We start from the raw sequence: 12,316 nt of genomic DNA, 5'->3' as shown, positions 1-12,316 counted from the left end.
TAGGAAACAGCAATTAGTTAACCTCTAGATCAAATATACAATATGATCAGAGGAATTAAATTTATTCCGACAACGATTAAAAGTGCAGCTATCAAAGAAAAGATTTTAAGTTTAGTTGTGGTTTTTATTGCAAAGAATATTAAAAGGACACTCCATAAAATAATTAATATTTCCATTCCCAACATAATGTATGCAGGCATTGGCTTTAGAAGAAATGGTGATGGATTACTTGAAAATAGAAAACCACCAAACAGCACTATCTCTACTGGGAATAAAAAAAGTAAAGCAAAAATTTGCGGAGTAAAACTATAAATAATCATTGAAAAATTATCTTTGAATCGGGTTTTGATTCCCATAAAATTGGAAAGGAATTTTATTTTGTAAGAAAATATTCCAACAAATATTACAAAGAATACAATTGAAAATATGAAAAGAAGCAATGTATTTTTAACAATTTCTGGATTTGCCGAAACATATGGAGTTAAAATTAATGAATTAATGAACAGCTTGATTTCAACTATAAAAGCAATTAGGGTTACAAAATTTTTATGTTCAGCATAAATCATTTTCTGGAATGCTTTTGAAGGTGTTTCAATCAACATTCCGATCATATTCCACAAATCAATATTAACAATTCGTTCGCGGAGATATGAATTACATTTGGAACAGATAAAACTGTAAAAAGGATTTTCAGTACCGCAGTTCTTACAAGTGATTATGTTTTTCATATTTGTTTTTAGTTGTTGTGCAATTTAGACGAGCAGAATATATAAAAGTCGTAACCTAATTGAGAAATATTAAAACCTTATTTTCAAGTTCATCCGAGCAGTCTGTCCAAATGGTTCATCCTTAATATCAAAATCAAAAAGATGTGCATCCACATAAGCATCCATTAAATTTAAGAAGTAGGTTATTGCAATATAAATTGCAAACAGGTCACGCTGATCATGATAAATATCTCTGCTTGTTATATAATTAGAATTACCGTCTTTGGTTTCCCGTAGACTTTTCGTATAAAGATCACCCCAATCAATATATTTATTGTTATTCTTTATCCAATAGTAAAGATAGTAACCAACAAAACCCCAAACGATTGGAGCTTTCCAATATGACCGGTTATATAGCTGACCCCAGCCAGGAATAATTGCACTACGTAAAACAGCACCAAGCGGAGATTTTTGCATTACAAATTTTTGCTGGGTAGTATCAGCAGATGCCTGGACAGAATCTGTCTGTGCAATCGTTGAGGAAAAGAGAATTGCAATAAAAAAAAATATTTTAATTATACGTCTTTCCAATTATCTCAAACATTTCATAAAGACGATCGAGCTCGTCGTTGGAGTAAAATTCAATTATTAGTTCACCCGCACCATTTGGTTTTAATTTACACGTTACTTTGGTTCCCAAAATCTTTCTCAATTTATCTTCCAGGTCAGCTTGCGAAAGATTTTGCATATTCTGTTTTGAAATATCAACTGTAGCTTTTCTTTTGCCAAAGCCTCCAGTCAAATATTTCTTAACAATATTCTCAACTTTTCTAACTGAAAGATTTTCATCTATTATTTTGTGCATCAACTCTATTTGAATCCGTTCGCTTGGCAAATTTATTAATGCTCGTGCATGTCCAGCACTCAATTCTTCTTTAATTATACTATCCTGTAATTCCTTGGGAAGTTTTAAAAGTCTGATGGTATTAGTTATAGTTGTTCTATCCTTACCCACTTGCTCTGCAATTTGCTCCTGGGAAAGATTACATTCCTCAATTAATCGTTTATAAGCGTTGGCAATCTCAATTGCATTTAATTTTTCTCTCTGGATGTTTTCAATCAGAGAAAGCGCTAACATCGCTTCTTTGGTGTCTACCTTGATGATATACGCTGGAATTTCCCTATAACCAATATCTTTGCAGGCTCTAAGTCTTCGCTCGCCAGAAATCAACTCATACTTCTGATAAGCGGAACGTCGGACGGTAATTGGTTGGATTAATCCATTTGATAAAATAGATTTCTTTAGTTCATCCAAAGCGGCTGGATTGAAATTAGTCCTTGGTTGAAATGGATTTGGAGAAACCGCATGCACAGGAATTTTTACCAAAATCTCATAATCCTGTCCATCATCCTGCTTAATATCCTTTGCAGGAATTGTAAGATTTTGATTAGTTGTTTTTAAATTTGGCGAAATGAGGGCATCCAATCCCCTTCCAAGTCCTGGTTTTATTTTACTTATGTGATCAGACATTAGAATCTTTATATAAATGATTTCTTTTCATTAGTTCTGTTGCCAGGCTGATATAATTTTGCGCACCGGTTGAAACAGCATCATAAAGTATAACTGGTTTGCTGTGGCTTGGCGCTTCCGATATTCTAACATTTCGATGGATAATCGTATCAAATACTTTTTCGCCAAAGTATTTTTTTACTTCATCAGCAACCTGGTGGGATAATCTTAACCTTGTATCGAACATTGTTAATAAAACTCCTTCAATAACCAAATCTGGATTGAAATGCTTTTTAACTATGTTAATTGTATTAAGAAGTTGTCCTAATCCTTCCAAAGCAAAATACTCGCATTGAACTGGAATTAAAACCGAATTAGATGCAGTTAATGAGTTTAATGTTAAAATGCTTAGCGAAGGTGGACAATCAACAAAGATAAAATCATAATTGTCTTGAATTGTTTGCAGGGAATTTTTAATCAGGTACTCACGATTTTCTATACCAACCAATTCAACTTCTGCTCCAACAAGATTAATAGTCGATGGAAGAAGATCAAGATATGGCATATATGTGCTTAATATGCAGTTTTGAATGTCATCTGTACCTACGAGAACTTCATAAATCGATTTTTCCTTTCCATCATAGCCTAATCCGGAAGAGGAGTTGGATTGTGGATCGATATCAATAAGCAGAGTTTTATTTTCCGCTGCGGCAATTGATGCCGATAAATTGATTGCAGTAGTTGTTTTACCAACACCGCCTTTTTGGTTCGCTATCGCAATTATTTTAGCCAATAATCTTCTTTTTATGATAAGTTAACTGATTAAAACTGTTGGTAAAAATTAAGAATAAAAAGTTAAATAAAGAAATTTAGTTGAATTTATATGGTTGAAACTTCAAAGCCGATACTTCTTATTTAATCAGGATAAGTTAACCTGAAATGAATCATGAATAAAAGAAGAGAAACAAACTTATAATTCTATTTCTTCACCGTAACCCATAACCCGGCAATTCATATTTCTCGATTCAACTAATTTCTTAAACTGGTAGGGGTCGGAATCTATTACTGAAAAAGTATTATAATGCATTGGTATTGCAACCTTTGGATTTGCTAACTCAACAGCTTTAGCCGCATCAGTTAAACCCATCGTAAAATTATCACCGATTGGTAAAAGCATATAATCAATAGGATTCATTTCTCCAATTAATTTCATGTCATAAAATAATCCTGTATCACCTGTATGATAAATTGTAATTCCATCTGCAGAAATTATTGCTCCGGAAGGTTCACCGCAATAGTAATTATCTGAAGTTGAAGAACCATGATGCGCAATTGTAAATTTAACTTTGCCGAAATCAAATTTATGGCTGCCACCGATGTGCATATTATGCGCCTTGAATCCTTTAGATATACAATAGTTTGCTAATTCGTTTACACAAATAAACAATGCACCGGTTCTTTTTGCAATCTTCCAGGCATCACCTATGTGATCGCTATGTCCGTGAGTTAAAATTATATAATCAGCATTTACATCTATCGATTTTACGGGGGAAGTTGGATTATCGTCTAAGAATGGATCAATCAAAATTATCTTACCGCTGCCAGATGTAAGTTGAAATGCTGAATGAGAAAAATATTTTAGTTTCATCAGCCGTCCTAAATTTTGTTTGTAAAAAATCCTTTTATTTCTTTGTCTTTTAGAAATTTCATTAACATCAATTTTATGTTATGAGTTGAATCTACTTTTCTTTTTTCAATACTTTGGTAAAGTGCTTCCGGAACTTCAATTTCATTTTCTTCTGATAAATGTTTTATTTTTTCTTCAAGCACATCAAGGTCTCTTCCCTCTCCAATTAAATCTTGGAGGTAACGCATAAACTCTATCATTTTGGTGAAATCTTTTTTTCTATAACAAATCTCAAAATTCTCCATTGAATAGCGCAATCTTCTTATGGCAATTCTTAAGTTATGAAGATTTTCAACTGTATCAGCATTAAGATACTCTTTTGTTTTTTTTCTAATTACATTAAATCGGAACTTTAGTATGATAAAAGCAGATTCTACAAAAGATTTATTTTTTGATAACCCTTTTATTTTATTTGCCATTTAGCTTAACAATTAATTAAAATAAGTTTGAGCTGCGCAAAATGTTATAAGTGAAACTTCATTACAATCATTCCGTTGCCAACAATAAGACAATAAATATTTACTTGTAGATTTAATTTCATTTTTAATTTCAACCATTTAATGATTGAAGAAACTTCAACTTTCTTTTTCATTACCAGAAAAAACTGCCTTCAATCCTCTTTCTTTCTGATGTTCAATTACAACTGAGAGTCGTTCTCTTAATTTTTCTTTGGAAAGTCCTTTTGTTAATTTCCCTTCCTCTGCAATGGAAATACTGCCAGTTTCCTCTGAAACTATTAGGCTTAAAACATCGGCTTGTTCTGCAATTCCTAATCCAGCCCTGTGCCTCATACCTAAAGAATGACCATCTACAATTGTTGTTGAAGAGAGCGGCAAAGTACATCTTGCTGCTTCAACGCTATCGTTTTTAATAATAACCGCACCATCGTGCAATGGTGAACGTGGATAAAAAATTGACATTAAGAGACTTTTGCTTAATTTGGCTTTAAGAATAATTCCAGATTCTATAAAACTTTTTACTCCAGTTGTTTTTACAAGTACAATTAAAGCACCGTGTTGAAGCTGAGATAATTCGAATGCTGATTCCGTTAAAATATTTGCAATATTTTTTTCATCTCTTCTTAAATTCCATTTGAAGAATGGATTTCTGCCTACAAGCAAAAGCAATCTTCTTATTTCTGGTTGGAACAAAACAATAAATGCAATTACCCAAATATCTGTAATTATTTTTAATAACCATCCCAATGCTTTAAGGTTGGCTGCCTGCGCAACAAATGATAGTAATACAACAATTATCAACCCGATAAATATTTGTGCCGCTATTGTACCTTTAATAAATCCATAAACATTATAAATTATATATGCAACAATTAAAACATCTACAACATCCAAAAAAGTTATGGTAAGGAATCCTATTTTAAACAGATCAAACATTAATTTCTTCCGGGTTTTGAATAAAATTTAAAATCTTTCTTGATTGAACAGCCGATTTAACATTGTGTGTCCTGATTATATTAGCGCCATTTTTTATTGCAATAGATTCCGCAATAACTGATGAAATATCTCTATTCTCCACTTCCAGACCAAGAGATTTTCCTAAGAATGATTTTCTTGATACACCAATCATAATTGGTAATCCTAATCCTTTGAATTCATCTAATCTTTTTATCAACTCATAATTATCCTGCACCCTTTTTCCAAACCCTATTCCTGGATCTATAATTATATTTTTTATTCCCAGCTTTTTTGCAGCAATCAGTCGATGATTTAGAAAGTCATAAGCTTCGGAAACAACATCATCATAACTTGGATTTACCTGCATATTTTGGGGATTCCCTTTCATATGCATCAAAATTAATGTAGCATTAAATCTTTTTACCACTTCAAGTAATTCAGATTCAAAAGTTCCGGCACTGATGTCATTTACTATTTTTACACCGCGCCTTAACGCTTCAAACGCAACTTCTTTTTTAGTTGTATCTATTGATAAAATTGCGTTTGGTTTTATTTTTAGTATTTCATTTATTATTGGTAAAACTCTTTTAAGTTCTTCTTCCAGAGATATTTTTTCCGCTCCTGGTCTTGTGGATTCTCCTCCAACGTCAATAATATCCGCACCATCATTTAACATTGCCAGAGCATACGGGACAGCTTTTTCTTGTTCTAAATATTTACCACCGTCTGAGAATGAATCCGGTGTAGCATTAAGTATACCCATTATAAAAGAATTTGAGAAAGAGAAAACCTTATCTCCGATTGTAAATGATTGCTGGTCAAATTCAACAAAATTGCGTATAACTTTTTTAATTCTGTAGCCTAATTCTTCATTACCAACAGAAACAATTTCGCGCGATAATTCTTTTAATTTACCAATTGATGCTATTACTAATAAATCAGCGGTTTCCTTTCCATTATCCAATGCTTTGTAACAGATTTCCTTTTTATCAAGAATAATTTTTTGTATAACATCTGCATTAATCAAACTAATATTTCGTAATTCAAGCCCATGTAAACCTAATTCATAATTCTCTCTAAAAATATTATACTTTTTACTGTATCTTTGAAAAACTTCTAAAAAAGAAATATTTACAAATTGGATATTCAAAATTGCTCCTGATTAAGAGTATAAATAGAAAATTAACTAACCTTGGGTACTATTATAAAAAAAAAATGTGAGAAAACCTTAGAAATGAAAATAAAATATCATTTGGATAGAAGTCCCTTGATTAGGATATTCATATTGAAATGTTATTTTAAAAGCGAGCTTGATTCTTGATACTGGATTTCCCCATTATCCAGCATCAAGTATCCAGCATCAAACATTTTATTTATTATGTGCATTTTTGTGTTTGTTAAGAGTGTTTTTCTTATTCGATAATCCTGCAAAAAATATTTAATGTTTTAAAAATTAAGTTTGTTTCTAGTTAAGCGATATTTCTCCAAATCCTAAATATCGTGCAACACACTTTATAAAATGTTCTCTTTCTCGCGGTGGTTTGGTAATTCTACAATAATGTTCAAGTGCATTTTCCACCATCATCCTAGAAAGCATTGGATATTCCTCAAGTATAATTTGAAAAATATAACTCCTTTCGTTAAGTTCATCACAAGAAACAAAATCAGATTTGTACTTATTTTTAAGTTTTTCATTTACTTTTTCCCAACCCATAAATTGTACTCCAAAATAATTTATTGATTATTTAAAACAACCTACATAATCTAACTGCCTAAATTTCAATTCAAGCATATGAACAAATCCCCATGCCCCATTCCCCCGCAAGCTGATGATTAACTTGCCAGGTTGCTAAAATGCAATCCTGTAAATGGGGCTGAAAGGAAAATTGCTTTTTGATAAGCTTTATTTTTCTAAAAACAAAAATCATTTATATACTCAACTATATATTCTGAACTTTTTCGTCACTTGGTATAGCTTTATTTTCATAATTATTCTGAAAATCAAAATTGTTTGATGGCAATAAATACTTTTGAAGTTTAGCATAATTATTTTTAAAGATAATTAAAGACGCCTCATTAATATCCACCATCTTCTCCCATACTTTGTTTAAAGAATTTATTCTATCAGAGGTTTGAGAAGCTCCGTTTTTTTTTGCTTCTGATTGCTCAGCTACTTCTTTAATTAATTCATCTTTCAAATTGTTTAGCCTTATTAACTTGATAGTGCTATAACCATTATTTGCTAATACATCCTTAAATTTTTCTGCTATGTAACAAAGTCTCCCCATGAATTGAATCAATCTTGTTAATGAACTAGTTGCTATAGAATAATCTATAAAACCAAATTGATTCCAAACTGTAAGATTTCCAGGGAAAGTTCTTTCGACAAAGAATTTTAATTCCTGGTAAGCCGATGTACACAATGCAATTATTTTCTTTATATCATCAATTTCTTTTAATTGCTCTTCTACAGCGCAAAAATCATTCATCAAACTTTTGGCAGCAGCTACTTCTGCAAGGAATTCTGACTTAAAAGAATCGGTAAACAAAGAATTGTTAAAATTTTTGAAATCTTTTTCATCGTCAGCATAGTAGGTATTAATAGTATCTGCCGCTGTTAGAATATTTGTATAAGGCAAGTTATATTTTAGAAATATTTTGCTTGCCATAGTATTTTCTCCTTTTTAATATTATTAATTGCTTTGGGTAACATACTTTTAGGAAATTAAAAAGTAAATGGTACTTGTACTAAATCGTAAGGGCGTTTTGGGTACAAGTACCCAAAATTGTGTCTCATTCTCGGGCACCATTATGAGACACTTTTTAAAAATCGCTTAAAATAGTTCGTTTACAGTGCGTAATCAAAGTTTTTGAGGGTAAAAAAATTATTCCAAAATCATGGTACAAGTACTAACGTTTTAAAAATAATTTTAACATATATTTAGTAAGTTATTTACTCCCCTAAGTTAGCGACAATAATTTCTCACTTTTGAAGTATCATCTTTTTACCCTGAATAAAATCTTGAGTTATAAAGCTGTAGATAAAAATTGCGCAGGGTAATCCAGTTAAAGTTGGGAAAATTTGTAGGTCGAAGTTCAATTCGACCTACAAAATATGATTAACGAACGAGCAACATTTTCTTTGTTACTGAATTATCCTTGAACTTGATATTATAGAAATAAATTCCTGAAGAAACTTCATTTTCATAAATATCCTGACTATTCCAAACAGCAGAATAGCTCCCTGCAGTTTTATAATCTTTAACCAACGTTTTTACTTCTCTTCCAAGTATATCAAAAATCTTAATTGTAGCTCTTCCATCTGATGGTAAAGTATAGCTTATTGTTGTAGTAGGGTTGAATGGATTGGGATAGTTTTGCTCCAACTGAAAATTGAAAACTTTAGGATAGGTACCAACACTTGTTGTACCAGTATCTCTTATAGCTATTAAAGTTTTTTGTTGATTGGTAGCCAGTGAACTTTTATGAACACCTAAATAAAGTGTTCCATCTTTCGCAATAGAACCCGTGTTGTCCACTTGGTAATCATTCAATGGAAGTTTCCATTTTAATTTTCCATCAGTTGAAATCGCGAAATAGAATTTACCATAAGTTGAGCCCAAATAAACTGTTCCCTCAGAATCACAAATTAATGGTTGCCAAAAATCTTCGTATTCTTCGAAAATATAACTCCATCTAAAATAACCATCAAAATTTAATGATATCAAAGCTCTATTGGGAAATACTGTTGAATCAATTGCAATAAAATAAATATTACCTTCATAATCTATAGTTGGTATTGAAAAAACTTCTGCAACACTTCTAACGCCATATTTCCATCTTACATTGCTATTGGGAAAGAGTGAATATAAATATTGAGGCAGGACTTTAGGTATAAAATAGATATTACCATAAGAATCTATTATCGGTGACCTAAATATTTTTCCACACTTAAATTTCCATTTAAGACTTCCATCTAAGTTAATCGCAAAAATATTAGAATCTCTTCCCGCAATATAAATAGTATTACCTTCGGGAGAAAAAACAGGCGAATCCGCAAAGAATCCATTTTCATATTTTACTTTCCAGTTTAATGTTCCATCGGGATTAATAGAATATAATTCTCCTAAACCATTTGTTATATACAATCTTCCTTCTAAATCTATATTCGGTATAGCAAGTTCTACAATTGGTGCCGATGTTTCATATTTCCATTTAAATGTACCATCGGGATTTAATGCGTAAAAGTATTTATCGAGTGAGCCGAAATAAATTGTGTTGCTGGAATCTATTAGAATACCTGTTTGAGGTGGACGATTACTACCCGTGTTATAATCCCATCTTAATTCTCCATCAGATGTAAATGAGTAAAAATGATCTGCACTATTTAGCTGATAATAAGAACCAAAATAAAGATTACCTCCTGTATCGACTACTGGACCTGAGAAGATTCCGTCCTTCATATCTGCGGTCCAGATTATAGTTGGTGTTTGAGGACCTTTATAAGGTGAACGACCTGTAAATTGAGGATCATGCTTTATCATAGGCCATGGTGAATCTGCTAAAGTTGGCCATAAGATTTTTTTCTGCGTTGGTTGAGCAAAACAGGTAACTATTGAATAAAGTATAATTATGCTTATATGAATTTTCATAATAAATCCTAAATAAAGTTTGGGCTGTTACATAAACAGCCCAACTTTGCTTATTTCAATGATGTGAATTTTTTACAATCAATAAAATCATCAGTCATTAACTGGTAAATATATATACCGCTTGGAAGTGATGATGCATCGAATTCTAAATTGTAATTGCCAGCAGATTGGTATTCATTTACTAATGTTGCAACTTCTTTTCCTATAGGTGTGTATATTTTTAAGTTAACGCTTCCAGAATTCTTTATCGAATACTCAAAGATTGTATTCGGGTTGAACGGATTGGGATAATTTTGTGACAAACTATAGTTAAATAAAATGTCTTTCGCTGAAAGTTGTTTATCTTTTTGTTTTTGTAAGCCATCATAAGTAATACTTGCAACATTTGAATAGCCAGTCTCCCGATTACCATTCACTGCCTTAACCCTATAATGAACATACCCCCCAGATCCTACATGTACATCGCTATCTATATATTGCAAACTGGTTGTAGTTGCAATCTTCGTAAAACCCACGTTTGGCGAAGTAAAACTTCTATAAATATCATATCCTGTAACATAATCATCAGTAATCAGTTTTTCCCAGGTTATTTTTGGCATACTATTATAACTTGCAACACTTGCGTTTTGCGGTGTGCTTGGTTCAAACTCTGTGGTAACAAGATCACAATCTGACCTCAAATCCCAAACTGTTTGGTTAGTACCATCAATCGTTTGAGTGTCATCGAAATCTCTAAATCTATTGTTACCAACATCATATTTAAATTGCACATCTGGAGAAGATCCATAACCAGAAGTTCTCCAATCCATGTAGAAATAAGCTGTTGCTTGATCATTTTCGTAAGCTGTTATCTTATATTTTCCAAGTGCCATGATTGGATTTGTTCCAGCATTTGGATCAGTAATTAAATCAAATCCAGTCGCTAATATTCCATCTGAGGCTGTTTGTTCCCCATAAGAATACCCGCTACTAAAGTTATAATTTTCGTCCCATCTCGAACTAACTGCTTCAAAGGTTATTGTTACATTCCATGATGAGCCTTTATTGATTCGCTCAAACCTAGCTTCATATGTATGTCTTGCATACAGAATTGGGCTAGATATGATTGTTATCATAAAAAACAAAAGTAATTTTTTCATTATTTTTACTCCTAAATTTCTTTAGATTTAATCTAGGACTTCATTTTAATGCGGATGAAGCCTAATGCAATTGTTAAATTATCTACGGTTATAGATTTTTCACATTTGTAATAAGGTTTTGTCCGCATTTAATAGAATTGTTTTGTATTCATTGTACCTCCTTTTTGTTTAAATAAGTATTTTGGTATTACAATTAAACCGCTGCCTAAACGAGAATGCTATTCAGAAATAATTATATAATAGAACAAACTTGAAAGCTAAACTACACACAGAAATAATAGCAATAATATCCTTCGGTTATTTAAATATGGATCCTGAAAGTTAAGAAAATTTGTAGGTCGAACTTAAGTTCGACCTACAAAATATGATTAACGAACGAGCAACATTTTCTTTGTTACTGAATTATCCTTGAACTTGATATTATAGAAATATATTCCTGAAGAAACTTCATTACTGTAATTATCTTTGCTGTCCCAAATAATTGAGTAACTGCCAGTGCTCTTAAAATCATTAACCAACGTTTTTACTTCTCTTCCAAGCATATCATAAACTTTAATTGTTACCCTTCCATCTGATGGTAAAGTAAAGCTTATTGTTGTAGTTGGGTTGAAGGGGTTAGGATAGTTATTAATATCCAAATCATTCTTATGACTTACTACTATTTCATCATTTGGTTTTATAACATTTCTTTCTGAACTGTTCTTTTTACCTAATTCTGAGTTTGCAAATCGAGTCATTATGTTTTCAGGATATTTATTTACTATTTCATTAAAGAACGCATCAGCTCTTTCCAATTCATTTAAGCTGTACTTGTATATCAATGCTTTTTCATAAAGCATTTCGCATAATAAATCTTCATCGCTTGAAGCTACTTTTATTATTTCATCTGCTATTGCTAGAGCTGATGAGTAGTCTTTTTGATCGATATAATAAGGCATGAGATGCCGTTTTATGTACGGTGAGTAATCCTCCATCTTTTTTATTCCAAGAAGTTTATCAACAAAACTTTTCAACTCATTGGTTTTATTCATCAATTGATAGCACTGCGATAATCTGAATATTATTGTTTTGATTATGCTTGCATCAGAAGTTCTTTGCATCAAACCATTCAGATTGGCTATAACAGCATTGTACTCAGGAATAAAATCATCAATACCAAAATCTTTGTTCTTAACTTTTTCATTTACTCTGCTTCTTATGTCCATT

At 31.7% G+C, this 12,316-nt stretch carries 13 protein-coding genes; all 13 read right to left on the bottom strand.

What is annotated here, in order from left to right; all coding sequences use genetic code 11:
* Window positions 1–29: 29 nt before the first annotated feature.
* Window positions 30–728: a YIP1 family protein gene (locus NTX22_06665; GenBank protein MCX6150187.1), complete on the bottom strand. Its 699-nt coding sequence runs from the start codon at window positions 726–728 to the stop codon at window positions 30–32.
* Window positions 729–797: 69 nt separating this feature from the next.
* Window positions 798–1,298: a DUF5683 domain-containing protein gene (locus NTX22_06660; protein MCX6150186.1), complete on the bottom strand. Its 501-nt coding sequence runs from the start codon at window positions 1,296–1,298 to the stop codon at window positions 798–800.
* A complete protein-coding gene (locus tag NTX22_06655; GenBank protein ID MCX6150185.1) occupies window positions 1,279–2,238 on the bottom strand; it encodes a ParB/RepB/Spo0J family partition protein in 960 nt (319 codons plus the stop codon). The genes NTX22_06660 and NTX22_06655 overlap by 20 nt, the downstream gene beginning before the upstream one ends.
* On the bottom strand, window positions 2,231–3,010 hold the full coding sequence (locus NTX22_06650; protein MCX6150184.1) for an AAA family ATPase: 780 nt from the start codon (window positions 3,008–3,010) through the stop codon (window positions 2,231–2,233). The genes NTX22_06655 and NTX22_06650 overlap by 8 nt, the downstream gene beginning before the upstream one ends.
* A 177-nt stretch (window positions 3,011–3,187) precedes the next feature.
* The gene (locus tag NTX22_06645; GenBank protein ID MCX6150183.1) at window positions 3,188–3,865 is read right to left on the bottom strand and encodes a metal-dependent hydrolase; all 678 of its coding nucleotides are present in this window, start codon (window positions 3,863–3,865) and stop codon (window positions 3,188–3,190) included.
* An 8-nt stretch (window positions 3,866–3,873) separates the two neighbouring features.
* Window positions 3,874–4,323 (bottom strand): CHAD domain-containing protein, encoded by a 450-nt coding sequence (locus NTX22_06640; GenBank protein MCX6150182.1) that lies wholly within the window; start codon window positions 4,321–4,323, stop codon window positions 3,874–3,876.
* Between the two features lie 156 nt (window positions 4,324–4,479).
* Window positions 4,480–5,298 (bottom strand): diadenylate cyclase CdaA, encoded by an 819-nt coding sequence (gene cdaA / locus NTX22_06635; protein MCX6150181.1) that lies wholly within the window; start codon window positions 5,296–5,298, stop codon window positions 4,480–4,482.
* On the bottom strand, window positions 5,291–6,469 hold the full coding sequence (gene folP / locus NTX22_06630) for a dihydropteroate synthase (protein MCX6150180.1): 1,179 nt from the start codon (window positions 6,467–6,469) through the stop codon (window positions 5,291–5,293). Before folP ends, cdaA begins: the two co-directional genes overlap by 8 nt.
* A gap of 315 nt (window positions 6,470–6,784) precedes the next feature.
* Entirely contained in the window at window positions 6,785–7,033 is a 249-nt protein-coding gene (locus NTX22_06625) for a hypothetical protein (GenBank protein MCX6150179.1), read from the bottom strand.
* A 226-nt stretch (window positions 7,034–7,259) separates the two neighbouring features.
* Window positions 7,260–7,988, bottom strand: coding sequence for a hypothetical protein (locus NTX22_06620; protein MCX6150178.1), 729 nt, complete (start codon window positions 7,986–7,988; stop codon window positions 7,260–7,262).
* 450 nt (window positions 7,989–8,438) lie between these two features.
* Window positions 8,439–9,971 (bottom strand): T9SS type A sorting domain-containing protein, encoded by a 1,533-nt coding sequence (locus NTX22_06615; GenBank protein ID MCX6150177.1) that lies wholly within the window; start codon window positions 9,969–9,971, stop codon window positions 8,439–8,441.
* Window positions 9,972–10,021: 50 nt separating this feature from the next.
* Complete coding sequence (locus tag NTX22_06610) at window positions 10,022–11,086, bottom strand: T9SS type A sorting domain-containing protein (GenBank protein ID MCX6150176.1); 1,065 nt, start codon at window positions 11,084–11,086, stop codon at window positions 10,022–10,024.
* 392 nt (window positions 11,087–11,478) lie between these two features.
* On the bottom strand, window positions 11,479–12,316 hold an 838-nt coding region (locus NTX22_06605; GenBank protein MCX6150175.1), incomplete at its 5' end, for a T9SS type A sorting domain-containing protein.

The sequence above is a fragment of the Ignavibacteriales bacterium genome, assembly GCA_026390815.1.
In the GTDB taxonomy this organism is placed as follows: domain Bacteria; phylum Bacteroidota; class Ignavibacteria; order Ignavibacteriales; family SURF-24; genus JAPLFH01.
Note: the sequence above shows the minus strand (reverse complement) of the source record. Positions and strands in the feature narration are given on the sequence as shown.